The organism is Streptomyces sp. NPDC056503 (assembly GCF_042794995.1).
Lineage (GTDB): Bacteria > Actinomycetota > Actinomycetes > Streptomycetales > Streptomycetaceae > Streptomyces.
On the sequence record NZ_JBHTST010000133.1, the window covers coordinates 1 to 24,741 of the forward strand.

Below are 24,741 nucleotides of genomic sequence, written 5' to 3' on the forward strand. Positions count from 1 at the left end.
CGCCGGGCCCTCCGCCGTACCCGGGGGACGGGGGTCAGCTCTTGCGGATCTCCCAGAAGCGGAAGACGGTCGAGGCGTCGAGGGTCCATTCGAGGCCGGTGACGCCGTCGCGGGTGACGGCGTACTGCTTGCCCTGCCAGAGCGGGAGGAGCGGCAGCTGTTCGGCGACGGCGTCCTGGATCGCGCCGTACTCCTCGTCCGTGGCGGAGCGGTCGGCGGTGGCGGCGGTCTTCGGCAGGAGGGTGCCGGTGATCGCCTTGTTCTCGTAGTGGTTGGCGAGGACGTTGCCCTCGCCGAAGAACGGGGCGGTGAAGTTGTCGGCGTCGGGGTAGTCGGGGACCCAGCCCTTGACGTAGACGCCGTACTTGCCGGCGGCGATGTCCTCCTCGTACTGGTCGAAGGGGACGGACTTGACGTCGGCGGCGAAGAGGCCGCTGGCGTTGAGCTGGGCGGCGATGGCCTTGAGCTCGGCGTCGGTGGAGGGGCCGTAGCGGCTGGGGGTGGACCAGAGGGTCAGGGTGACCTTGCCCTTGATGCCGGCGGCGCGCAGCACCTGCTTCGCCTTGGCCGGGTCGGGGGCGCCGTAGGTGTCGAAGAAGGCGGTGTTGTGGCCGTTGATGCCGGCCGGGACGATCGAGTAGAGCGGCGTGGCGGTCGACTTGTAGACGTCCTCGACGAGGGCGTCGCGGTCGACGAGGTGGGCTATCGCCTTGCGGACGGCGAGCTTGCCGGCGACCGGGTCCTTCATGTTGAAGACGAGGTGCTGGACCTCGGCGCTGCCGCCCTGGACGACCTGGACGTCGCGGTCGGCGCCGGAGGTCTCCAGGGTGGAGATGTCGGCGGCGGAGAGGCCTCGGTAGGCGATGTCGACGTCGCCGTCGGCGAAGGCCTTGGCGAGGGCCGAGCGGTCGCCCCGGTAGAGCTTGAGGGTGATCTTGTCGTTGCGCCGCTCGGCGGTGCCCTGGTAGCCGGAGTTGGCGGAGAAGGCGGCCTCGGTGTCGCCGAAGGAGTCCAGCTTGTACGGGCCGGAGCCGACGGCCTTGCCGTCGGTGCGGAGCGCGTCGGCGGGGTACTCGCGGTGGTCGACGATGGAGCCGGCGCCGGAGGCGATCTTGCTGGGGAAGGTGGCGTCCGGGACCTTGAGACGGAAGACGACGGTCCGCTCGTCGGGGGTCTCGATGGTGTCGATGGTGGAGAGCAGCGGCGCCGGGCCGGAGGGGTCGGCGATCCTCAGGGCGCGCTCGAAGGAGAACTTGACGTCCTCGGAGGTGAGCGGGTTGCCGTTGGAGAACTTCAGGCCGGGGCGGAGCGTGCAGGTGTAGACGGTGCTGCCGGGGTCGAAGCCGCACTTGTCGGCGGCTTCGGGCTCGGGCAGGGAGCCGCCCTTGGGGAAGGCGAGGAGGGACTGGAAGACGTTGTTGAACAGCAGCCAGGAGCCGGGGTCGTAACCGGCGGCCGGGTCGGTGGCCATGATCTCGTCGGACATGCCGACCCGGATGCCGCCGGCGGTGCCGGAGCCCGCGCCCTGCTCGGTGCCACAGCCGCCGAGGAGGGCGGCGGAGAGGCCCGCGGCGAGCGGGGCGGTCAGCCACTTGTGGTGCGTCTTCACAGAACTTGCCTCGTGATCTCTTGCCAGGCCGGCCGCGCGCGGCCGCGCGGCCGGTACAACGAAGGGGTCAGGCGGTGGTGCCGCGGCTCAGCTCCCAGAGCAGCAGGTCCGAAGAGGTGTTGAGGGCGTACTCGACACCGTTGATGTCGTCGCGGGCGGCGACGTACTGCTTGCCCTGCCAGAGCGGCAGGACGGGCACGTCCTGAGCGACGATCTTCTGGATCCGGTGGTAGTCGGGGCTCGCGGCGGTGCGGTCGGCCTCTCGGCGGGACCGCGGGATGAGCTGGTCCCGGACGGTCTTGTTGACGTACGGGGTGCCGAGGAAGTTGTCGCTGTCGAGGAAGGGCGCGACGTAGTTGTCCGGGTCCGGGTAGTCGGGGAACCAGCCGAGGCCGTAGACGGCGTAGTCGCCTCGGCGCTGGGCGGGGCGGAACTCGGACCAGGCGGTGCCCTTGACGGTGACGTCGAAGAGTTCGCTCGCGATGAGCTGGTTCTTCAGCGTCGCGAACTCCTCGGCGGTCTCGGCGCCGTAGTGGTCGGTGGTGTAGTTGAGGGTGAGCTTGACCGGGGTCTTCACGCCGGCCTTGCGGAGGATGGCGGCGGCGCGGTCGCGGTCGCCCTCGCCGTACTCCTCGTAGAAGGGGGTGGCGTGGCCGCTGATGCTGGTGGGGATGAGCGAGTAGAGCGGCTCGGCGGTGGGGCCGTACACCCGGTTGACGAGGGCGCCCCGGTCGACGACGGCGGCCATGGCCTGACGGACGGCCTTCTCCTCGACGCCGGGGGCCTTGGTGTTGAAGCCGAGGTAGCGGATCTCCAGCCCGGGGACCTCGGAGACGCGGATGCCGTCGGAGGGGCTCTCGGTGAGGTCGCGGATCTGCTGCTGGGAGAGGGAGCGGGCCATCATGTCGATGTCCTTGCCCTCCAGGGCCTTGCCCATGGCGCCGGCGTCGGCGTAGGCGCGGAGTTCGACCTGCTCGTTGCGGGGCGTGATGTCGCCCTTGTAGCGGGGGTTGCGGGAGAAGACGAAGCGGGTGGCCTGGTCGCCGTTCCGCTCGGTCCTGAGGGTGTAGGGCCCGGAGCCGTCCACCTCGAAGCCCTCGCGGAGCTTGTCGGCGGCGTACTTGTCCTTGCTGAGGATGCCGGCGACGGGGGTGGAGAGCTTGTACGGGAAGGTGGCGTCGGGGGCGTTGAGGTGGAAGACGACCTCGCGGTCGCCCTTGGTCTCGACGGTGTCGACGGTCGACAGGAGGGCGGCGGCGCCGTTGTCGGACTTGATCTTCCGGACCCGGTCGATGGAGTACTTGACGTCCTCGGCGGTGACGGGGGTGCCGTCGGCGAAGGTGAGGCCGGCGCGCAGGACGCAGCGGTAGCTCTCGCTGGCGGTGTCGGAGAAGGCGCAGGTCTCGGCGGCCTCGGGGACGGGCCGGCCGCCGCCTCGGGGGACGTGGACCAGGGTCTGCACGGTCTGGCGGAGGATGTTCCAGGCGCCGGTGTCGTAGGCGTAGGCCGGGTCGAGGGGGGCGGGTGCCTCCTCGGTGGCGACGAACTGGTCGGTGGTTCCGACGACGATGGCTCTGGCGTCCTCCCCCGTGCCGCAGGCGGCGAGCAGAGGGGCGAGCAGTCCGGCCACGGCCGGCAGCACCAAGGTCTTGCGGTTCATCAAGGGACGTTCTCCTCAGCCGGCCTGGGGTAAAGCGGTCATGACGACACTCCGCCGCCGGCCGCCCGGTCGGGGCGGGAGCGATCGGGCCGGGAAGTTGCGATCGTTCCTGTGTTCTCGGCGACTTGGGTATGCGCCGGTGCACGCGGTGATTGCGGCGAAGTACTCGCGAAAGATTAGTGGGCGGCGCCGCCGCGGCCGGACGGGGTGGCCGATGGAGGGGTAATCGCAGGGTGACCATGAATGCGTCCCCCTCGATAGTCATGCGGTGCGCGAGGCGGACGGGAGCGAGCGAAACGGGACACAAAGGGGCGGCGGACGTCCGCATTCCGGGCATGGAACGGGGGCGGGTCACCCTTCGGCGAGCACGCTGGGTGACCAAGGTCACGCGGCCGGAATTCGAGGGGTGGCCTGGATCAATTAGGTGGGGGAAAGCCCGCGGCCTCCCCGGGAAGGTCCCGGGGAGGCCGCGGAAAAGCTCAGATAAAGCTCAGATTCCCGAGATCAGCGTCCGGAGGAAGGGCACGTCGACCTCTTCCAGGGAGCGGACCACGACCCGGCCGGGCAGGGCGGGGATCGGCGCGACGGACGGCACGGCGACGACCCGGCAGCCGGCCGCCTCGGCGGCGGCGACACCGGTCGCGGTGTCCTCGATGACGGCACACAGGGCGGGGTCGGCGCCGACGCCGTGCGCGGCGGTCAGGTAGGGCTCCGGGTGCGGCTTGGTGCGGGTGACCTCGTCACCGGCGACGGTGAGGTGGAAGCGGTCGCGGCCGACGGACTCCAGGACGCGGTCGATGATCCGCCGGTGGGAGGCGGAGACGAGGGCGGTGGGGATGGCGTGCCGGGCCAGTTCGGCGAGGAGCCGCTCGGCGCCGGGCATGAGCGGCACGCCGCGCGCGATGCGCTGCTCGAACTTCTCGTTGAGCAGCACGGTCAGCTCGTCGAGGGTGATGTCGGCGCCGGTGGACTCGATCAGGTAGCCGGCGCTGCGGGTCATGGGACCGCCGACCACGATGTCCTTCCAGGCCTCGTCGAGCCGGTGTCCGAGGCCGGCGAAGACCTCGACCTCCGCGTCCCACCAGAAGCCCTCGGTGTCGACGAGGGTCCCGTCCATGTCGAGGAAGACCGCCTGCAGGGCGGAGCTTCCGTTGGCGCGGAACAGGGACGCGGGGACCGTACTGGTCATCCGGCACACCTCCATGGAGGGACGGAAAGGCCGGCCCCCACCCCCGGTACGGGGAGGAGGACCGGCCTGCACTGGACCGACAAGTGTACGTCGCGATCACCTCGGGCGCTGTGATTTGCGCCCGGGCTTCGGCGAGTGGTCACCCGTGGGCCACGGGCGGTCACCTGGCGTTGAAGTACTTCGCCTCGGGGTGGTGGAGGACGATGGCGTCGGTGGACTGCTCCGGGTGGAGCTGGAACTCCTCGGAGAGGTGCACGCCGATCCGCTCCGGCCGGAGCAGTTCGGCGATCTTCGCCCGGTCCTCCAGGTCGGGGCAGGCGCCGTAGCCGAGGGAGAAGCGGGCACCGCGGTACTTGAGGTCGAACATGTCCTGGACGTTCGCCGGGTCCTCGCCGCCGAAGCCCAGCTCGGCGCGCACGCGCGCGTGCCAGTACTCGGCGAGGGCCTCGGCCAGCTGCACGGAGAGGCCGTGCAGCTCCAGGTAGTCGCGGTAGGAGTCGGCGGCGAAGAGCTCGGCGGTGGCCTCGCCGATCCTGGAGCCGACGGTGACGACCTGGAGGCCGACGACGTCGGTCTCGCCGGACTCCTCGGGACGGAAGAAGTCCGCGAGGCAGAGGCGGCGGCCGCGGCGCTGGCGGGGGAAGGTGAAGCGGGTCCGCTCGTTGCCGGCGTCGTCGAGGATGATCAGGTCGTCGCCCTTGGAGACGCACGGGAAGTAGCCGTGGACGACGGCCGCCTCCAGGAGGTTCTCGGTGTGCAGGCGCTCCAGCCAGCCGCGCAGGCGGGGCCGGCCCTCGGTCTCCACCAGCTCCTCGTACGTCGGTCCGTCGCCGGCCCGGTTCTGCTTGAGGCCCCACTGCCCCTTGAAGAGGGCGCCCTCGTCCAGCCAGGAGGCGTAGTCCTTGAGCGGGATGCCCTTGACGACGCGGGTGCCCTGGAAGGGCGGGGTGGGGACGGGGTTGTCGGTGGCCACGTCGGAGCGGCCGCCGGGCTCGGGCTCGTCGACCTGGAGGGCGGCGGTGCCCTTGGCGACCCGACGCTGCTTCAGCTCGGGGAGTATGGCCCCGGGGACGCCCCGCTTGACGGCGACGAGGGCGTCCATGAGGCGCAGGCCCTCGAAGGCGTCGCGGGCGTAGCGGACCTCGCCCTGGTAGATCTCGTGGAGGTCCTGCTCGACGTAGGCGCGGGTGAGGGCGGCGCCGCCGAGGATGACCGGGTACTTGGCGGCCAGCTCGCGCTGGTTCAGCTCCTCCAGGTTCTCCTTCATGATCACGGTGGACTTCACGAGGAGACCGGACATGCCGATGACGTCCGCCCTGTGCTCCTCGGCGGCTTCGAGGATGGCGGAGACCGGCTGCTTGATGCCGATGTTGACGACGTTGTAGCCGTTGTTGGAGAGGATGATGTCGACGAGGTTCTTGCCGATGTCGTGGACGTCGCCGCGGACGGTGGCGAGCACGATCGTGCCCTTCCCGTCGGCGTCCGTCTTCTCCATGTGCGGCTCCAGGTAGGCCACCGCGGTCTTCATGACCTCGGCGGACTGGAGCACGAACGGCAGCTGCATCTGGCCGGAGCCGAAGAGCTCGCCGACGACCTTCATGCCGTCGAGGAGGATGTTGTTGACGATGTCGAGGGCCGGGGTGGTGGTGAGGGCCTCGTCGAGGTCGGCCTCCAGGCCGTTCTTCTCGCCGTCGATGATCCGGTGCTTGAGGCGCTCCTCCAGCGGCAGCGCGGCCAGCTCCTCGGCCTTGCCGGCCTTGAGGGACTTGGCGGTGGCGCCCTCGAAGAGGGCCATCAGCTTCTGGAGCGGGTCGTAGCCCTCGGCGCGCCGGTCGTAGATCAGGTCGAGGGCGGTGGTGACCTGCTCCTCGTCGAAGCGGGCGATCGGGAGGATCTTCGAGGCGTGGACGATGGCGGAGTCCAGGCCGGCCTTCACGCACTCGTCGAGGAAGACCGAGTTGAGCAGGATGCGGGCGGCCGGGTTGAGGCCGAAGGAGATGTTCGACAGACCGAGGGTGGTCTGGACGTCCGGGTGGCGGCGCTTCAGCTCGCGGATCGCCTCGATCGTCGCGATGCCGTCCTTGCGGGACTCCTCCTGACCGGTGCAGATGGTGAAGGTCAGGGTGTCGATGAGGATGTCCGACTCGTGGATGCCCCAGTTGCCGGTGAGGTCGGCGATGATCCGCTGCGCGATCTCGACCTTCTTCTCGACGGTGCGGGCCTGGCCCTCCTCGTCGATGGTGAGGGCGATGAGCGCGGCGCCGTGCTCCTGGGCCAGCCGGGTGACCTTCGCGAAGCGGGACTCGGGGCCGTCGCCGTCCTCGTAGTTGACCGAGTTGATGACCGCGCGGCCGCCGAGCTTCTCCAGGCCGGCCCGGATCACCTCGACCTCGGTGGAGTCGAGGACGATGGGGAGGGTGGAGGCGGTCGCGAAGCGGCCCGCCAGCTCGTCCATGTCGGCGACGCCGTCCCGGCCCACGTAGTCCACGCACAGGTCCAGCATGTGGGCGCCCTCGCGGATCTGGTCCCGCGCCATCTCCACGCAGTCGTCCCAGCGGCCTTCGAGCATCGCCTCGCGGAACTTCTTCGAGCCGTTCGCGTTCGTCCGCTCGCCGATGGCGAGGTACGAGGTGTCCTGCCGGAACGGGACGGTCTGGTACAGGGAGGCGGCACCGGGCTCGGGGCGGGGGTCGCGCGGGGTGGGCGCGAGGCCGCGGACGCGCTCGACGACCTGGCGCAGGTGCTCGGGGGTGGTGCCGCAGCAGCCGCCGACGAGGGAGAGGCCGTAGTCGCGGACGAAGCCCTCCTGGGCGTCGGCGAGTTCGGCCGGGGAGAGCGGGTAGTGGGCGCCGTCGGAGGTGAGGACGGGCAGGCCGGCGTTGGGCATCACGGAGAGCGGGATGCGCGAGTGGCGGGCGAGGTAGCGCAGGTGCTCGCTCATCTCGGCGGGGCCGGTGGCGCAGTTGAGCCCGATCATGTCGATGCCGAGCGGCTCCAGGGCCGTCAGGGCGGCGCCGATCTCGGAGCCGAGGAGCATGGTGCCGGTGGTCTCGACGGTGACGGAGACGACGAGCGGCACGTCGGCGCCGAGCGCGTCGAGGGCGCGGCGGGCGCCGATGACGGACGCCTTGGTCTGGAGGAGGTCCTGGGTGGTCTCGACGATGAGCGCGTCGGCGCCGCCGGTGAGGAGGCCCTCGGCGTTCTGCTGGTAGGCGTCGCGCAGGACGGTGTACGGGGCGTGGCCGAGGGTCGGCAGCTTGGTGCCGGGGCCGATGGAGCCGAGGACCCAGCGCTGGCGCCCGTCGGCGGCGGTGAACTCGTCGGCGACGTCGCGGGCGACGCGGGCGCCGGCCACGGAGAGCTCGTGGACGCGGTGGGCGATGTCGTACTCGCCGAGGGCCGCGTGGTTGGCGCCGAAGGTGTTGGTCTCGACGCAGTCGACGCCGGCGGCGAAGTACTCGCGGTGGACCGAGGCGACGATGTCGGGCCGGGTGAGGCTGAGGATCTCGTTGCAGCCTTCGAGGTTCTCGAAGTCCTCGAGGGTGGGGTCCTGGGCCTGGAGCATGGTCCCCATCGCGCCGTCGGCGACGACGACGCGGGTGGCGAGTGCTTCGCGGAGCGCGGCGACGCGGCTCCGACTGTCGGCGGAAGGGGTCGGCAACGAGGCCATGAAGGGGCTCCCTGGGCTGCGACGGCTGTCGGCTTCGCACCCTGGGCACAGGGTGCTCGGGCTCAGCGTAACCGTCGTTCGGCCGGGGCGGACATGGCATCCCACAAGGCGGACGGCATCCTGTGTGCGAGGACTCCCGGTGAGGCCCCTTCTTCGAGGACACTGTCAGGTGCGAGGCAAGGTCGGCATCGACCGATAGTGTTCAGCATTGTCGAACAGCATTGTGCGTGCGATAGGTGAGGAGAAGGGCCGGGCGATGGCGAAGAACATCCAGTCGCTTGAACGGGCGGCGGCCATGCTGCGACTGCTCGCGGGCGGCGAGCGCCGGCTCGGCCTGTCCGACATCGCTTCCTCGCTCGGGCTGGCCAAGGGCACGGCCCACGGCATCCTGCGCACCCTCCAGGCGGAGGGCTTCGTCGAGCAGGACGCCCCCTCGGGCCGCTATCAGCTGGGGGCGGAGCTGCTGCGGCTCGGCAACAGCTATCTGGACGTGCACGAGCTGCGGGCACGGGCCCTGGTGTGGACGGACGACCTGGCCCGGTCCAGCGGGGAGAGCGTGCACCTGGGGGTGCTGCACCAGCAGGGCGTGCTGATCGTGCACCACGTCTTCCGGCCGGACGACAGCCGCCAGGTCCTGGAGGTGGGGGCGATGCAGCCGCTGCACTCCACGGCGCTGGGCAAGGTGCTGTCGGCGTACGACCCGGTGGCGCACAGCGAGGTCGTGGAGGTGGCGCGGGAGCCGTTCACGCCGCGCACGGTCACGGGCCTGGAGGAGTTCGAGTCGCTGCTCGACATGACCCGGGCGCGCGGCTGGGCCGCGGACGTGGAGGAGACCTGGGAGGGTGTGGCCTCGGTGGCGGCGCCGATCCACGACCGTCGCCGGATGCCGGTGGGCGCGGTGGCGGTCACCGGGGCGGTGGAGCGGCTGTGTCCGGCCGGGGAGCTGCGCCCGGAGCTGGTGGCGGCGGTGCGGGACTGCGCCCGGGCGGTCTCCCGGGACCTGGGGGCGGGCCGCTTCTGAGGCCGCGCCCGCGGGACCGGTGAGCCGGCCCGCACGGAGAGCGAACCCGTCGGTAACGATCGCGTTATCGGCGGGTTTTTCGTTTCCCAGACCCTTGACGCGCTGTTAACCCCGGGGCAAAACTTCCGTTCATCGGTCGGCATTGTCGAACACCTACCGGCAATACGCGCTAGAGTGTGGCAGTGCCAAGGGCCGTGGACGCCCTCACACGAGGGCGCGGACCACCGGGGAGAACCGGGGTTCGCCATCCCCTGGACGAAGGACAAAGGAGTCGCGGGTGTCCAGCTCCGACATCTTCCTCGGCGAGACCATCGGTACCGCCGTACTCATTCTTCTCGGCGGCGGCGTGTGCGCCGCCGTGACGCTCAAGAGCTCCAAGGCACGCGGCGCGGGCTGGCTCGCGATCACCTTCGGGTGGGGCTTCGCCGTCATGACGGCGGTCTACATGACCGCTTCCCTCTCCGGCGCCCATCTGAACCCCGCCGTCACCGTCGGCATCGCCGTCAAGGACGGCGAGTGGGGCGACGTGCCGGTCTACGTCGCCGGCCAGCTGCTCGGCGCGATGATCGGCGCCGCCCTGGTCTGGGTCGCCTACTACGGCCAGTTCCTGGCCCACCTCACCGACCCGGAGACGGTCGGCGAGAAGCCCGTCGAGGGCCCCGGCCCCGTGCTCGGCGTCTTCTCCACGGGCCCCGAGATCCGGAACACCTGGCAGAACCTCGCCACCGAGGTCATCGGCACCGTCGTGCTCGTCCTCGCCGTGCTCACCCAGGGCCTCAACGACAGCGGCAAGGGCCTCGGCGTCCTCGGCGCCCTCATCACGGCCTTCGTGGTGGTCTCGATCGGCCTCTCGCTCGGCGGCCCGACCGGTTACGCGATCAACCCGGCGCGCGACCTCGGCCCGCGCGTCGTGCACGCCCTGCTGCCGCTGCCGAACAAGGGCGGCTCCGACTGGGGCTACGCCTGGATCCCGGTCGTCGGTCCGCTGGTCGGCGGAGCCCTCGCGGCGGGTATCTACAAGCTCGCGTTCGCCTGATCCGTACGAGAACAGCACCAGAGCCCCGAGCCGTCCTTCCCAGACTTCCCCAGGAGCACACCGTGACCGACGCCCACACCGCCGGGCCGTTCATCGCCGCCATCGACCAGGGCACCACCTCGTCCCGCTGCATCGTCTTCGACAAGGACGGCCGGATCGTCTCGGTCGACCAGAAGGAGCACGAGCAGATCTTCCCGAAGCCGGGCTGGGTCGAGCACGACGCCAACGAGATCTGGACCAACGTCCAGGAGGTCGTCGCCGGCGCCGTCGTCAAGGCCGGCATCACCGCCGCCGACGTCAAGGCCATCGGCATCACCAACCAGCGCGAGACCACGCTGATGTGGGACAAGCACACCGGCGAGCCCGTGCACAACGCGCTCGTCTGGCAGGACACCCGCACCGACGGCCTCTGCAAGGAGCTCGGCCGCAACGTCGGCCAGGACCGCTTCCGCCGCGAGACCGGCCTCCCGCTCGCCTCCTACTTCTCCGGCCCCAAGGTCCGCTGGCTGCTCGACAACGTCGAGGGCCTGCGCGAGCGCGCCGAGCGCGGTGACATCCTCTTCGGCACCATGGACTCCTGGGTCATCTGGAACCTCACCGGCGGCACCCAGGGCGGCGTCCACGTCACCGACGTCACCAACGCCTCCCGCACCCTCCTGATGAACCTCCACGAGATGGCCTGGGACGAGCGCATCCTCCAGTCCATCGACATCCCGGCCGCGGTGCTCCCCGAGATCCGCTCCTCCGCCGAGGTGTACGGCACGGTCAAGGGCGGCGTCCTCGACGGCGTCCCGGTCGCCTCCGCGCTCGGCGACCAGCAGGCCGCCCTCTTCGGCCAGACCTGTTTCGCCGAGGGCGAGGCCAAGTCCACGTACGGCACCGGCACCTTCATGCTGATGAACACCGGTGACAAGATCATCAACTCCTACAGCGGCCTGCTGACCACGGTCGGCTACCAGATCGGCGAGGCCAAGCCGGTCTACGCCCTGGAGGGCTCCATCGCCGTCACCGGCTCGCTCGTCCAGTGGATGCGCGACCAGATGGGCCTGATCAAGTCCGCCGCCGAGATCGAGACCCTGGCCTCCTCCGTCGAGGACAACGGCGGCGCCTACTTCGTGCCCGCCTTCTCCGGCCTCTTCGCCCCGTACTGGCGCTCCGACGCCCGCGGTGTGATCGCCGGCCTCACCCGGTACGTCACCAAGGCGCACATCGCGCGTGCCGTGCTGGAGGCCACCGCCTGGCAGACCCGCGAGATCACCGACGCCATGACCAAGGACTCCGGCGTCGAGCTGACCGCGCTCAAGGTCGACGGCGGCATGACCTCCAACAACCTGCTGATGCAGACCCTCTCGGACTTCCTGGACGCCCCCGTGGTGCGCCCGATGGTCGCCGAGACCACCTGCCTCGGTGCCGCCTACGCCGCCGGTCTCGCCGTCGGCTTCTGGCCGGACACCGACGCCCTGCGCGCCAACTGGCGCCGTGCCGCGGAGTGGACCCCGCGCATGGACGCCGACAAGCGCGACGGCGAGTACAAGAACTGGCTCAAGGCCGTGGAGCGCTCCATGGGCTGGCTCGAAGAAGAGAAGTGACGAGGAGTAGACCGAGATGACCACCCCGCAGACCGTTCCCGCCCTCGGAACGCACCCGGCCGCCGGCTCGCTTCCGACCCGCGCCGAAACCAGAGAGCAGCTTGCCAAGGCGACGTACGACCTCCTGGTGATCGGCGGCGGCATCCTGGGCATCTCCACCGCCTGGCACGCCGCGCAGTCCGGTCTGCGGGTGGCCCTGGTGGACGCCGGCGACTTCGCCGGCGCCACCTCCTCGGCCTCCTCCAAGCTCCTCCACGGCGGCCTGCGCTACCTGCAGACCGGCGCCGTGAAGCTCGTCGCCGAGAACCACTTCGAGCGGCGCGCCGTCTCCCGCCAGGTCGCCCCCCACCTGTCCAACCCGCTCACCTTCTACCTGCCCGTCTACAAGGGCGGCCCGCACGGCGCCGCCAAGCTGGGCGCCGGGGTCTTCGCGTACTCCGCCCTCTCCGCCTTCGGCGACGGCGTCGGCCACCTCCTCTCCCCCGCCAAGGCGGCCCAGGACGTGCCCGAGCTGCGCACCGACAACCTCAAGGCCGTCGCCGTCTACGGCGACGACCAGATGAACGACGCCCGCATGGCGCTCATGACGGTCCGCGCGGCCGTCGACGCCGGCGCCGTCGTCCTCAACCACGCCGAGGTCACCGGGCTCCGCTTCACCCGGGGCCGGGTCACCGGGGCCGAGCTCAGGGACCGCATGTCCGGCGAGGAGTTCGGCGTCACCGCGCGGCTCGTCCTCAACGCCACCGGCCCGTGGGTCGACCACCTGCGCCGGATGGAGGACCCCAACGCGGCCCCCTCCATCCGCCTCTCCAAGGGCGCCCACCTGGTCCTCAAGCGGACCGCCCCGTGGAAGGCCGCGCTCGCCACCCCGATCGACAAGTACCGGATCACCTTCGCCCTCCCCTGGGAGGACATGCTCCTGCTCGGCACCACCGACGAGGAGTTCGAGGGCGACCCGGGCGAGGTCGCGGTCACCGAGAAGGACACCGCCCAGATCCTGGACGAGGCCGCCTTCTCCATCCGCGACCAGCAGCTCGACCGCTCCCTCATCACCTACGCCTTCGCCGGCCTGCGGGTGCTCCCGGGCGGTCCCGGCGACACCTCCAAGGCCAAGCGCGAGACGGTCGTCACCGAGGGCCGCGGCGGGATGCTGTCGGTCGCCGGCGGCAAGTGGACGACGTTCCGCCACATCGGCCGCACCATCATGAAGAAGCTGGAGGCGCTCCCCGGCCACCCGCTGGGCGAGGACTACGAGTCGGTCTCCACGCTCCCGAAGCGACTGCCGCTCCCCGGCATCGCCAACCCGAACGCGGTCGCCCACCGGCTGCTCGTCGACGGCCCGGCCCCCGGCCCCCGGATGGCCGCCGACACCGCCAAGCACCTGGCCACGCACTACGGTTCGCTCTCCTTCGACATCGCCCGGATGGCGAACGAGAACCCCGAGCTGGCCCGCCGGATCCACCCGGACGCCCCGGAGATCTGGGCGCAGGTGGCCTACGCCCGCGACCACGAGTGGGCCGAGACGGCCGACGACGTGCTGCGCCGCCGCACCACCCTGACCATCCGCGGACTCGCCACCGACGAGATCCGCGCCGAGGTCGACGCGATGCTGCGCGCCGAGTAGCCACGGGCGCCACGAGCCGAGGGGCGGTCCACTCCGGGGAGGGAGTGACCGCCCCTCACCCGTGCCGTGTGCGGGGCCCCGATCCTGGGTAGTCGATCAAGGCCGCACGCGTTTTCGGGCGTGCCCGAGGGCTGCGGTCGGACGACCCGGAAGCCGTAAGGTTGGTCCGTACGACACGAACTTCGAAGAAGGAGGCGCTGGGTGATCGAGCTCGAGGGGGTACCCGAGCTGATCGACCCGGTCATGGTGGCCGCGTTCGAGGGCTGGAACGACGCCGGCGACGCCGCCTCCACCGCGGTCGCTCATCTGGACCGGGAATGGAAGGGCGAGGTCTTCGCGGCGCTCGACGCCGAGGACTACTACGACTTCCAGGTCAACCGTCCGACGGTGTTCCTGGAGAACGGCGTCCGGAAGATCACCTGGCCGACGACCCGGCTCTCCGTGGTCCGGATCGGCGGCGACAAGCCGCGCGACCTGGTCCTGGTCCGGGGCATCGAGCCCTCGATGCGCTGGCGCTCCTTCTGCAACGAGCTGCTCGGCTTCGCGCACGAGCTGGGCGTGGAGATGGTGGTGATCCTGGGCGCGCTGCTCGGCGACACCCCGCACACCCGCCCGGTGCCGGTCAGCGGCGTCACCTCGGACCCGGACCTGGCGCGGACGATGGACCTGGAGGAGACCCGGTACGAGGGTCCGACCGGCATCGTCGGCATCCTGCAGGAGGCGTGCACCCACGCCGGCGTGCCCGCGGTGAGCCTCTGGGCGGCGGTGCCGCACTACGTGTCGCAGCCGCCGAACCCGAAGGCGACGCTGGCGCTGCTCAACCGCCTGGAGGACCTGATCGGGCTGCGGATCCCGCTGGGAGAACTGCCCGAGGACGCGCGCGCCTGGCAGGTGGGGGTGGACCAGCTGGCGGCGGAGGACAGCGAGGTCGCCGAGTACGTGCAGACGCTGGAGGAGGCGCGGGACACCGCGGAGCTGCCGGAGGCGTCTGGCGAGGCGATCGCCCGCGAGTTCGAGCGGTATCTGCGGCGGCGCGACCCGGGCCAGGGGCCGGGACCCGGCGGTCCCGGGGTGGCGACGGAGAGCGGGGACACCTCGTATCTGCGCGACCCCGGCAGCGGCCGGACCCGTCCGCCGAAGCCGGAGCAGCCCGAGGAGCCGGAGCAGCCCGAGGAGCCGGAGCAGCCCGAGGAGCCGGAGGAGCCGGAGGAGTCCGGCGGGGAAGGCACCGAGGAGTGAGAAGAGGGAGGGACGGCCGAGGCCGTCCCTCCCTCTCGTTCTCCTGCGGTTACAGGGCCACGCCGAGCAGCGCGTCGACCGTGCGGGAGACGAGGCCGGGAGCGGACTCGTCGGTGCCGCCGTCCGCCTCCTGGCGGGCGGCCCAGCGGTCGACCGCGGCGAGCGCGGACGGGGTGTCGAGGTCGTCGGAGAGCGCCTCGCGGACCTCCTCGACCAGGGCGTCGGCGGACGGGCCGTCCGGCCGGGAGACGGCGGCGCGCCAGCGGTCGAGGCGGGCGACGGCGTCCTGGAGGACCTGGTCGGTCCACTCCCAGTCGGCGCGGTAGTGGTGGGCGAGGAGGGCGAGCCGGATGGCGGCCGGGTCGACGCCGTCGCGGCGGAGCGCGGAGACGAAGACCAGGTTGCCCTTGGACTTGGACATCTTCTCGCCGTGCAGGGCGACCATGCCGGCGTGGACGTACGCCTTGGCCATGGGGAACTCGCCGGTGAGGGTCTGGGCGTGCGAGGCGCCCATCTCGTGGTGCGGGAAGATCAGGTCGGAGCCGCCGCCCTGCACGTCGAAGCCCATGCCGAGGTGGTCGAGGGCGATGGCGACGCACTCGATGTGCCAGCCGGGGCGGCCGGGGCCGAGGCTGCCGCCGTCCCAGCTGGGCTCGCCCTCGCGCGCGGCCATCCACAGCATCGGGTCGAGCGGGTTCTTCTTGCCGGACCGCTCGGGGTCGCCGCCGCGCTCGGCGGAGAGGTGCCGCATCAGCTCGGTGTCGTAGTGCGAGACCTCGCCGAAGTGCGGGTCGGCCTCGACGGAGAAGTAGATGTCGCCGTCGAGCTCGTAGGCCGAGCCGTTGTCCCGGAGCCGTTCGACCAACGGGATGATGGAGGGTATCGATTCGACCGCGCCGACGTAGTGGCGCGGCGGCAGCATCCGCAGGGCGGTCATGTCCTCGCGGAAGAGGGAGGTCTCGCGCTCGGCGAGTTCGGTCCAGTCGATGTCGTCGCGGAGGGCGCGCTCCAGGAGCGGGTCGTCCACGTCCGTGACGTTCTGGACGTAGTGCACCTGCCGCTTGGTGTCGAGCCACACGCGCTGCACGAGGTCGAACGCGTTGTAGGTCGCCGCGTGACCCATGTGGGTCGCGTCGTAGGGCGTGATGCCGCAGACGTAGATACGGGCGACGGGACCGGGGGCGAGGGTCACTCGTCCGCCGGTCGCGGTGTCGTGGATCCGGAGGTCGCGGCCCTTGCCGGGAAGGGCGGGGACCTCGGAAGCGGGCCAGGCATGCATGACCCGAGCGTAACCGGACAGCTCTTCCGGATACGAACCGGATCCGGAATCTTGTCTGATCATGCGCTCTTGCGGGTGAGCGACGTGTGTGCACACCCCCCAGGGGTCCGGCGGGGCTTCCGGCGGGCCGAGGCATGTGGCCGAAACCGTACGGTTCCTAGACCGGCGGCCAGGGGATCGCCGGCCACTGCCCGGACGGCTCCGGGTGCCGCCCGGACGCCAGCAGCGCCGCCACCCGCTCCCGTACGGCGGACACCTCGGCGGCCGTGAGCAGTTCCCCCAGCCGGGTGGCGAGGGGCGCCCCGGGGGCCAGCGCGCCGCCGAGACGCGTCAGGACCTCGGTGGCCTCGGCGGGCAGCTCCTGGCCGGCCCAGCCCCACAACAACGTGCGCAGCTTGTCCTCCACGTGGAAGGAGACCCCGTGGTCGATGCCGTACAGCCGGCCGCCCGGGCCGGGGAGCAGATGGCCGCCCTTGCGGTCGCCGTTGTTCATCACCGCGTCGAGGACGGCGAGCCGGCGCAGCTCGGGAGTGTCGGCGTGGACGAGGAGCGCGGTGCGCCCCTCCCCCACCTCGGCGGGGCCGATCGCCTTCCAGCCCTCGCCCGCCTCCTCGTCCTCGGTGAGGGCGAGCAGCCGGGCCTCCGGGTCGGCCTCGACCCAGAGCTGGACCATGCCCTCGCCGTACGGGCCGTCCCGCAGCACCGTGGGCGGGACCAGGCCCCAGCCGGTGGCCTCGGAGAGCTCGTACGCGGCGACCTCGCGCTCGGCGAGGGTGCCGTCGGGGAAGTCCCACAGGGGGCGCTCCCCCGCGACCGGCTTGTAGACGCAGGCGGCCTCGCGGCCCTCGTGGACGATCGCGCAGTAGAGCACCGCGTTGGAGGCCTCGCGGACCTGTCCGCGCACGGTCAGCTCACCACGGGCGAGCAGCTCGGTGTCCGGCGGGAACCCGGGGGTGCTGCTCATGCTCCGCGGCGGTATCCGTTCTGGCGGGGGCAGACGTGGCCCTCCGGGTCCAGCGGGAGGCTGCACAGCGGGCACGGCGGCCGGCCGGCGTTGACCACGTCCAGGGCCCGCTTGGCGAAGGCGCGGGCCTGGGCGCCGCTGAGGCGGACGCGGAGCATCGGCGGGCCGTTCTCCTCGTCCTGGAGCATCCGTTCCTCGGCCGCGGCGAGGTCCTCCTCGGAGTCCGCGTCGAGTTCGACGAGGGCCTGGGCCTCGACGATCATGCGCTGCTCCTCGCCGTCCCAGGCGAGCGCCATGGTGCCGACCCGGAACTCCTCCTCGACGGGGGTGTCGAGGGGGGCGGTGTCGGCGATGTCGGCGGGTGCCATGGCCGGGACGGGGGCGTTGCCCCCGGTGCGGCGCACGACCTCGTCGAGGAGTTCGTCCATGCGTTCGGCGAGTGCGGCGACCTGGGTCTTCTCCAGGGCGACGCTGGTGACCCGCCCGGCCGCGGACGCCTGGAGGAAGAACGTGCGGCGGCCAGGCAGCCCGACCGTGCCGGCCACGAAACGCTCCGGCGGGTCGTAGAGGAACACCTGACGGGACACTCTCCCGGCTCCCTTGACTGTCGACTGTCGTACTGCAACGGCGAGTCCACCCTACTGCGCGGGAGGATCACGGTGCGCCCGCGCCGCCTCCCACCTCGGCCGTCCCACCGTTGCCGGGGGTCTCGCGGGGGATCAGCGCGGCGAGGTCGCCGGTGTCGCCGAGGCGGACCAGGAAGGGGCGCAGCCGGGTGTAGCGGATCACGGTGAGCGAGCAGGGGTCGACGTGGATCCGCTGGAAGAGGTCGAGGTGGAGGCCGAGGGCGTCGGCCACGAGGGACTTGATGACGTCGCCGTGGGAGCAGAGGGCGTAGACGGCGTCCTCGCCGTGCTCGGAGTCGATCCGGGCGTTCCAGTCGCGCACCGCCTCGACGGCCCTGGTCTGCATGGCGCGCATGGACTCCCCGCCGGGGAAGGCGGCGGCCGAGGCGTGCGCCTGGACGACCTCCATCAGCGGTTCGTCGTTCAGCTCGCCGAGCTTGCGGCCGGACCAGTCGCCGTAGTCGCACTCGTTGACCCGCTCCTCGACGTGGAGGGGGAGGTCGGGGCGGGCGTCCAGGAGCGGCTGAAGGGTCTCGCGGCAGCGCTGGAGGGGGCTGGAGACGGCGGCGGCGAGCGGGATCCCGGCGAGCCGGGCGGGCAGGGCGGCGGCCTGGGCGGCCCCGCGCTCGTCGAGCGCCACGCCCGGCGTGCGGCCGGCGAGCAGTCCGGAGGTGTTGGCGGTGGAGCGTCCGTGCCGGACGAGGATGAGCGTGGCCATGTCGGCCAGCCTACGGCGCACGCGCGCGGGGAGACGGCCGGGCGCCGGGCCAAGCGGGGGGAACAGAAGGGCGGCGGGCACGCGCGCGTGCGGTTCGGGCCGGTCCGGGGGAGAATGCCTCGCGTGATCGTCGACTCTGCCCTCTACCGCGACGGGCGCCGGACCGACTGCGGCGGCGACCTCTCGCACGCCCTGGCCGAGGCCCGGGAGAGCGGCCACGCCTTCCTGTGGGTCGGTCTCTACGAGCCGACGGAGGCCGAGTTCGACCATGTCGCCTCGGAGTTCGCGCTGCATCCGCTGGCCGTCGAGGACGCCCTGAAGGCCCATCAGCGGCCCAAGCTGGAGGTGTACGACGACTCCCTCTTCGTGGTGCTGAAGCCGGTGGACTACGAGCCGGAGAGCGACCGGGTCTCCTCCGGCGAGCTGATGCTCTTCCTCGGCGACTCCTTCGTGGTGACGGTCCGGCACGGGGAGGGGGCGCCCCTGGCGGCGGTACGCAAGCGCCTGGAGACCCAGCCGGAGGTGCTGCGGCACGGGCCGACGGCGGTGCTGTACGCGGTGAGCGACGCGGTGGTGGACCACTACCTGGACGTCGCGGGCGAGCTCCAGGTGGACCTGGAGGAGCTGGAGGCCGACGTCTTCGCGCCGGGCGGGACCGGTACGGCGAACACGGCGGCGCGGATCTACACCGCGAAGCGGCAGGTCCTGGAGTTCCGGCGGGCGACGGGGCCGCTGGCGGGGCCCATGGCCCGGCTGACGGCCGGCGCGGTGCCGTTCGTGAACGAGGAGTCGCAGCCCTTCTTCCGGGACGTCAACGACCATCTGCTGCGGGCCAACGAGCAGGTGGAGGGGTTGGACCGGCTGCTGTCGGACGTGCTGTCGGCGCATCTGGCGCAGATGGGGGTGCGGCAGAACGACGACATGCGGAAGATCTCGGCCTGGGCGGCGATGGCCGCGGTGCCGACGATGGTCGCCGGCATCTACGGCATGAACTTCGACCACATGCCGGAACTGCACTGGGGGTGGTCGTACCCGGCGGTGGTCCTGCTGATGGCGGGGGCCGTGACGGGCCTGTACCGCCTGTTCAAGCGGCGCGGCTGGCTCTGACCCCGACCGCGCCGCCCGTGACGTCAGAAGGCCGGTGCGGGCCTGGCGGGGCCGCCCAGGGCGTCGCGCCGCTCGGGCATCCGCAGGCTGATCATCTTGTGCCAGCCGGCGGCGCGCTCGTAGGCGTACACGCCGTGGATGCCGGCGACGAGCACCGCGCCCTTGGCCTTCGGCCACTTCAGGATCCGGCCCATGTGGCCCATGACGGCGAGGCTGACGTCCCGGTAGACCCGGATCTCGGCGAGCGCCGACTCGCGCAGGGTGTCCTGGATGAGGCGGCCGTGGCCGGCCCGGGCGAGCCGGAGCAGTTCCTCGTGACAGTAGGCGAGGTGGTTGACCTCGTCGTCGTCGATCATCCGGATGGCCTTGCCCAGCTCCGGGTGGTCCCCGAAGTACGTGACGAGCATGCCCATCTGGTCGGCCGCGCGCTGCTCGGTGACCCGGCTGTGGGCCAGGTAGACGATGACGTCGCGCTCGGTCAGCGGCTCGTCGCCGCGGAGCTTCTCGTGGGCGAGCCCGATGCCGCGCCGTTCGAGGAGCATCGTGTAGTCGGTCTCGGGCGGCACGGGGACGGGTTCGAGGCCCCGCTTGCGCAGCAGCGCGTCGAAGATGCGCCCGTGCTTGTCCTCGTCGGCGCCGTGCCGGGTGATCTTGGGCGCGAGTTCCCGCATCCCGGGGGCGACGAGGGCGGCGATCCGGGCGTTCTCCCAGCCGCCCTGCGTCTCGCCGCTGGCGGCGATCGAACAGAAGAGCCGGAAGGCCTCGTCGTCGTCGATGATTTCCTGGAACAGGCTCTTGGCCGTGAGCATCGCTGCCACCTCCCTGCGGACGACCGCACTCCGCGCGTCCGGGAGACCGAGTCAAATGCGCTCCGGGGCGGCGGGCAACAGGAGGGCGCGGCGGTGTCGGCCGAAAGAGTGAGAGCCGGGGCCGTAACCGGGGGGCGCGGTGGCGCGTTGAAGGGCATGACGGCCGTGGCGGGGAAGACCCCCGAGCCCCCACCACGGCCGCGGAAGCTTCCCCGCCCCTCCCCTTACGCCAGGCCGGCCCGCTCCATGGCCTCGACGCCCGCGCGCAGCGCCGTGAGGCGCTCGTCGAGGGTGAAGCCGGCGGGGGCGAGGGTCAGCGTGGTGACACCGGCCTCGGCGTAGGCGGTCATCCGGTCCGCGATCCGGTCGACGGTGCCGAGCAGGGCGGTCTGGTCGATCAGGGAGCGCGGCACGGCGGCCGCGGCGCCCGTCTTGTCGCCGGCCAGGTACTTGTCCTGGATCTCGGCGGCCTCCTTCTCGTAGCCCATCCGCTGCGCGAGCTGGTTGTAGAAGTTCTGCTTGCGGCTGCCCATGCCGCCCACGTAGAGGGCGGTGTACGGCCGGAAGACGTCGGCGAGCGCGTCGACGTCCTCGCCGAGGGCGAGCGGCAGCGTCGGGCAGACGTCGAAGCCGTCCATGGTCAGACCGGCCTTCTCGCGGCCCGCCCGCAGCGGCCGCAGCGCCGTCTCCTCCAGGTGCTCGGCCGAGGGGAAGATCAGCAGGGCGCCGTCGGCGATCTCGCCGGTCTGCTCCAGGTTCTTCGGACCGATCGCGGCGATGTACAGCGGGATGTGCTCGCGCTGCGGGTGGACGGTCAGCTTGATCGGCTTGCCGGGGCCGCCGGGCAGCGGCAGCGTCCAGTGCTCGCCCTCGTGGGTCAGGCGCTCGCGGGACATCGCCTTGCGGACGATCTCCACGTACTCGCGGGTGCGGGCGAGCGGCTTGTCGAACTTCACGCCGTACCAGCCCTCGGAGACCTGCGGGCCGGAGACGCCGAGGCCGAGGCGGAACCGGCCGCCGGAGAGCGAGTCCAGGGTGGCGGCGGTCATCGCCGTCATCGCGGGCTGGCGGGCCGGGATCTGCATGATCGCCGAGCCGACGTCGATCCGCTCCGTCTTCGCGGCGACCCAGGAGAGCACGGTCGGCGCGTCCGAGCCGTACGCCTCCGCCGCCCAGCAGACGTCGTAGCCGAGCCGGTCGGCCTCCTGGGCGACGGCCAGGTTGTCGCCGTCCATGCCGGCGCCCCAGTAGCCGAGGTTGATGCCGAGCCGCATTTCCACGCACCCCTTACCCATCGGTAACGTCTCTCGGTCCGGACTCTAGCGCGCCCTCCCCGCATCCGTCAGGAGCCGGACGCCACGCCGTCGTCCACAGCTTCCGTCCACAGGGTCTCTGCGCGTGGTGCCCTGGCCAGTAATGTCCCGCCCATGGAGCAGAGGCATCTCGGACGTACCGGCCTGCGGGTCTCGCGCATCGGGCTCGGCACGCTCACCTGGGGGCGGGACACCGACGAGCACGACGCCGCCGAGCAGTTGAAGGCGTTCTGGGACGCGGGCGGCACACTCGTGGACACGGCCGACGTGTACGGCGGCGGCGAGGCGGAGTACCTGCTCGGCCGGCTCATGGAGCGGCTCGTGCCCCGCCACGACCTGGTCCTGTCCACCAAGGCCGGCAGCGTCCCGGACCCCGACCGCCGCACCGACGGCTCGCGCGGCCACCTGCTCGCCGCGCTCGACGCCTCCCTGGCCCGGCTCGGCACGGACCACGTCGACCTGTGGCAGCTTCACGCCTACGACCCGTACACACCTCTGGAGGAGTCCCTCCAGGCCCTCGACATCGCGGTACGCAGCGGCCGGGCGCGGTACGCGGGCGTGGCGAACTTCTGCGGCTGGCAGCTCGCCAAGGCGGGCACCTGGCAGCTGTCCGGCGACCGCACCCGACTCGCCGGGGCGCAGCTGGAGTACTCACTGCTCCAGCGCGGCGTCGAGCGGGAGGTGCTGCCCGCCGCCATCGACCTCGGCATAGGCCTGCTGCCCTCCTCCCCGCTGGGCCGCGGGGTGCTCACCGGCAAGTACCGCGGCGGCACCCCGGCCGACTCCCGGGGCGCGTCCGAGGCGCTGGCGCCGTTCGTGGAGCCGTACCTCGACGAGGCCGCGAGCCGGATCGTGGAGGCGGTCACCACCGCCGCCGACGGGCTCCACACGAGCCCGCTGCACGTGGCGCTCGCCTGGGTCAGGGACCGGCCGGGCGTCACCGCCCCGATCGTCGGCGCGCGCACGGCCCGGCAGCTCACGGCCGCGCTGTCGGTGGAGGGCCTTAGTCTTCCTGACGAGATCTGCCGGGCTTTGGACGATGTGTCCGCGCCCGTGCACCGCTATCCGGATCACGACTGGAGCACCTTGTGACCGAGCCTGCCGGGGAGACCGCGCCCGAGGCACCCGAGGACGTGGACCGCGAGGACCTGGACCACGAGGACACGACGCCGTCCGCCGAGGCGACCGACGCGTCCGACGCCTCCGCCGAGTCCTCCGCCGAGGCCTCGAAGGACGAGGCGCAGGAGTTGAGCGAGGCGCAGGCGGAGCTGGCGGCCCAGCGGGAGCTGCGGGCCAGGATCGAGGCGCGGAAGGCCGGGAAGTCCGGGCCCGTGACGAGCGGGGCCAAGCTCAGCGGCACCGCCGCCGATCTGCTCGCCGCCGTACGGGCCGTCGAGGGCGGCTCCGCGTCCGGCGACGCCTTCTTCACGCCGGCTCCCGAGCCGCCGCGCGCCGCGCGGACGCCCGAGACCACCGTCCGTCCCGCCGCCCCCGCGGCGCCGCCCGCGCCCACCGCGGGCGCGCTGGCCGGGGTCCGCGAGGTGCTGGTCCGCGGCGGCGCGCCCGAGGCGCTGGCCGGGCAGGTCGCCGGCGCGCTCGGCGAGCGGGCCGCCGAGGCCCTGACCGAGGACCCGTGGCGGCTCCTCGCCGTTCCCGGGGTGCGGCCGGAGCAGGCCGACGGCTTCGCGCGGGCGCTGCTCGGCGGCGCCTGCGGCCCTGACGACCCGCGCCGGGCCGTCGCCCTGACCGTGTGGCTGCTCGACCGGGCCGCCCTCCAGGGTCACACCGCGCTCACCCTCGACGAGGCGGTGGCCGGGCTCGCCCGGCACCAGGTCCCCGAGCCGGAGCAGGCCGTCGGCACGGCCGTCTCCGAGGGCGCCGTCCTGCTCTTCCAGGAGGAGGCCCCGGAGCACTCCGAGGAGGACGAGGAGGACGAGGACGGCGGAGACGGCGAGGACGGCGAGGGGCGCTCGGAGGGCGCCGGGACGGACGAGGGGCCGGCGGAGCCCCCCCTGCTCGGGCTCGACCGCTACGCGCTGGCCGAGGAGAGCCTCGCGGACGGCCTCGCCCGCCTGGTGCGCACCGTCACCGCCGAGGAGTGGGACGGCGGCGAGCTGGAGCGGGCCGTCGGCGGCCACGGTCTGGTGCTGCACACCGGCGGCGAGGCCGCCCGCGCCGAACCGGTGGCACTGGCCGCAGCGGCACGGGAGCGCGGCCTGCGGGTCCTGGTCACGGTGCACGACGCCGAGCGCCTGGGCGAGGAGGACCGCGCCTCCGGGACGGCCGTCACGCTCGCCGCGCTGCTCTCCGGGACGGCCGGTCCCGGCCGGGACGAGGAGGGCTCCCTCGCCCTGGACCTGCTGGTGGTGCTCGACGCCCCGCAGCTGGACGTGGAGACGGGCGCGATGCTCGTCGAGGCCCTCCCGGACGGCTGTCGGCTGGTCCTCAGCGGCGATCCGGAGGTCCTCGGGGCGCCCGGCCCCGGCGCCGTCTTCGGCGACGCGCTCGCGGCCCGGGTCTGTCCCCGGGTGGCCTCCCGCCGCCCCGACCCCGGCCCGCTGGGCGAGCTGGTCTCGGGCATCGGCATCGGCGAGCTGAACCAGGTCGAGGCTCCCGGCAAGGAGGTCGTGATCGTCCCCGTGCGGGATGCCGGCGAGGCCGTGCACCGCACGGTCCAGCTGGTCGCGGACTCGGTGCCGCGCGCCTTCGGGCTGGCCCCCGAGCAGACGCGGGTGATCACGGTCGGCCACGGTGGCTCGGCCGGGACGCGCGCGCTGAACACGGCCCTGAAGCAGCGGCTCAACCCCGGACCCGGCCGCTTCGGCGGCTACGACCCGGGCGACCGGGTGGCGTACGCGCCGGTGCCCGGCCGGACGGTGACCGGCACGGTCCTCGGGGCCGACGCCGAGGGGCTCCGGGTGCGCACCGCGGACGGCGAGCTCGTCGTGCCGAAGGAGCGGGTGGAGTCGGCGCTGCGGCACGGCTGGGCGCTGACCGCGCACCAGGCGGCCGGCGGCCGCTGGCCCGCGGTGGTCGTGGTCCTGCCGGGCGACGCGGCGCCGGGCCTGAGCCGGCCGTGGGTCTACACGGCCTTCGGCCGGGCCGAGCGCCACCTGTCGGTCGTCCACGGGGTGGACCAGGCGCTGCCCCGGTCGGTGGCCGAGGTCCTCGCCCCGGCGCGCACGACCCGGCTGCGCCCCCTCCTGATCGCCCTCCTCGCCGCGTCCGACGAGGAGTAGGGGCGGACGGAGGACGCCGGAGGGCCGGCACGTCACCGAAGTGACGTGC

At 72.3% G+C, this 24,741-nt stretch carries 18 protein-coding genes; 8 read left to right on the forward strand and 10 right to left on the reverse strand.

The annotated features are described in order from the left end of the window. Positions 1 to 34 precede the first annotated feature (34 nt). From ACFQ8C_RS29835 to metH, 4 genes are all read right to left on the reverse strand, one after another. Positions 35 to 1,609, reverse strand: a complete 1,575-nt coding sequence (locus tag ACFQ8C_RS29835) for an ABC transporter substrate-binding protein (RefSeq protein ID WP_383463282.1) — start codon at positions 1,607 to 1,609, stop codon at positions 35 to 37. Positions 1,610 to 1,676: 67 nt separating this feature from the next. Further along, positions 1,677 to 3,269 (reverse strand): ABC transporter substrate-binding protein, encoded by a 1,593-nt coding sequence (locus ACFQ8C_RS29840; RefSeq protein ID WP_383463284.1) that lies wholly within the window; start codon positions 3,267 to 3,269, stop codon positions 1,677 to 1,679. Between the two features lie 490 nt (positions 3,270 to 3,759). Then, entirely contained in the window at positions 3,760 to 4,458 is a 699-nt protein-coding gene (locus ACFQ8C_RS29845) for an HAD family hydrolase (protein ID WP_383463287.1), read from the reverse strand. Positions 4,459 to 4,618: 160 nt separating this feature from the next. Beyond that, positions 4,619 to 8,128: a methionine synthase gene (metH, locus tag ACFQ8C_RS29850; RefSeq protein ID WP_383463289.1), complete on the reverse strand. Its 3,510-nt coding sequence runs from the start codon at positions 8,126 to 8,128 to the stop codon at positions 4,619 to 4,621. A gap of 256 nt (positions 8,129 to 8,384) precedes the next feature. Here metH and ACFQ8C_RS29855 point away from each other — a divergent pair, with 256 nt between their 5' ends. The 5 genes from ACFQ8C_RS29855 to ACFQ8C_RS29875 all read left to right on the forward strand — a co-directional run bounded on the left by ACFQ8C_RS29855 (position 8,385) and on the right by ACFQ8C_RS29875 (position 14,637). Then, a complete protein-coding gene (locus tag ACFQ8C_RS29855) occupies positions 8,385 to 9,149 on the forward strand; it encodes an IclR family transcriptional regulator (protein ID WP_383463292.1) in 765 nt (254 codons plus the stop codon). A 277-nt stretch (positions 9,150 to 9,426) separates the two neighbouring features. Further along, positions 9,427 to 10,185: an MIP/aquaporin family protein gene (locus tag ACFQ8C_RS29860; protein WP_383463295.1), complete on the forward strand. Its 759-nt coding sequence runs from the start codon at positions 9,427 to 9,429 to the stop codon at positions 10,183 to 10,185. Between the two features lie 62 nt (positions 10,186 to 10,247). Next, entirely contained in the window at positions 10,248 to 11,774 is a 1,527-nt protein-coding gene (glpK, locus tag ACFQ8C_RS29865) for a glycerol kinase GlpK (protein WP_383463298.1), read from the forward strand. A 16-nt stretch (positions 11,775 to 11,790) separates the two neighbouring features. Beyond that, positions 11,791 to 13,398, forward strand: a complete 1,608-nt coding sequence (locus tag ACFQ8C_RS29870) for an FAD-dependent oxidoreductase (RefSeq protein ID WP_383463302.1) — start codon at positions 11,791 to 11,793, stop codon at positions 13,396 to 13,398. Positions 13,399 to 13,599: 201 nt separating this feature from the next. Continuing rightward, a complete protein-coding gene (locus tag ACFQ8C_RS29875) occupies positions 13,600 to 14,637 on the forward strand; it encodes a PAC2 family protein (RefSeq protein ID WP_383463305.1) in 1,038 nt (345 codons plus the stop codon). Positions 14,638 to 14,686: 49 nt separating this feature from the next. Here the strand turns inward: ACFQ8C_RS29875 and mshC are convergent, their stop codons facing one another. The 4 genes from mshC to ACFQ8C_RS29895 form a co-directional block, all read right to left on the reverse strand. Continuing rightward, positions 14,687 to 15,916 carry a cysteine--1-D-myo-inosityl 2-amino-2-deoxy-alpha-D-glucopyranoside ligase gene (gene mshC, locus ACFQ8C_RS29880; RefSeq protein WP_383463307.1) on the reverse strand — a complete coding sequence of 410 codons (1,230 nt, stop codon included), beginning with the start codon at positions 15,914 to 15,916 and terminating at the stop codon, positions 14,687 to 14,689. Between the two features lie 157 nt (positions 15,917 to 16,073). Further along, the gene (locus ACFQ8C_RS29885; protein WP_383463310.1) at positions 16,074 to 16,880 is read right to left on the reverse strand and encodes an SCO1664 family protein; all 807 of its coding nucleotides are present in this window, start codon (positions 16,878 to 16,880) and stop codon (positions 16,074 to 16,076) included. Further along, positions 16,877 to 17,467: a DUF3090 domain-containing protein gene (locus ACFQ8C_RS29890; RefSeq protein WP_383463312.1), complete on the reverse strand. Its 591-nt coding sequence runs from the start codon at positions 17,465 to 17,467 to the stop codon at positions 16,877 to 16,879. The genes ACFQ8C_RS29885 and ACFQ8C_RS29890 overlap by 4 nt, the downstream gene beginning before the upstream one ends. A 67-nt stretch (positions 17,468 to 17,534) precedes the next feature. Further along, positions 17,535 to 18,224 carry a histidine phosphatase family protein gene (locus ACFQ8C_RS29895; RefSeq protein WP_383463314.1) on the reverse strand — a complete coding sequence of 230 codons (690 nt, stop codon included), beginning with the start codon at positions 18,222 to 18,224 and terminating at the stop codon, positions 17,535 to 17,537. A 114-nt stretch (positions 18,225 to 18,338) separates the two neighbouring features. Here ACFQ8C_RS29895 and corA point away from each other — a divergent pair, with 114 nt between their 5' ends. Next, entirely contained in the window at positions 18,339 to 19,331 is a 993-nt protein-coding gene (corA, locus tag ACFQ8C_RS29900; RefSeq protein ID WP_383463317.1) for a magnesium/cobalt transporter CorA, read from the forward strand. A gap of 23 nt (positions 19,332 to 19,354) precedes the next feature. On the opposite strand, the gene ACFQ8C_RS29905 is transcribed toward corA, so the two are convergent. Next, on the reverse strand, positions 19,355 to 20,140 hold the full coding sequence (locus tag ACFQ8C_RS29905; protein WP_383463319.1) for a ferritin-like domain-containing protein: 786 nt from the start codon (positions 20,138 to 20,140) through the stop codon (positions 19,355 to 19,357). A gap of 224 nt (positions 20,141 to 20,364) precedes the next feature. Continuing rightward, positions 20,365 to 21,414: an LLM class F420-dependent oxidoreductase gene (locus ACFQ8C_RS29910; protein ID WP_383463321.1), complete on the reverse strand. Its 1,050-nt coding sequence runs from the start codon at positions 21,412 to 21,414 to the stop codon at positions 20,365 to 20,367. Between the two features lie 153 nt (positions 21,415 to 21,567). Here ACFQ8C_RS29910 and ACFQ8C_RS29915 point away from each other — a divergent pair, with 153 nt between their 5' ends. Both ACFQ8C_RS29915 and ACFQ8C_RS29920 read left to right on the forward strand, forming a co-directional pair. Beyond that, a complete protein-coding gene (locus ACFQ8C_RS29915; protein WP_383463324.1) occupies positions 21,568 to 22,545 on the forward strand; it encodes an aldo/keto reductase in 978 nt (325 codons plus the stop codon). Next, positions 22,542 to 24,692: a helix-hairpin-helix domain-containing protein gene (locus tag ACFQ8C_RS29920; RefSeq protein ID WP_383463326.1), complete on the forward strand. Its 2,151-nt coding sequence runs from the start codon at positions 22,542 to 22,544 to the stop codon at positions 24,690 to 24,692. Before ACFQ8C_RS29915 ends, ACFQ8C_RS29920 begins: the two co-directional genes overlap by 4 nt. Positions 24,693 to 24,741 lie beyond the last annotated feature (49 nt).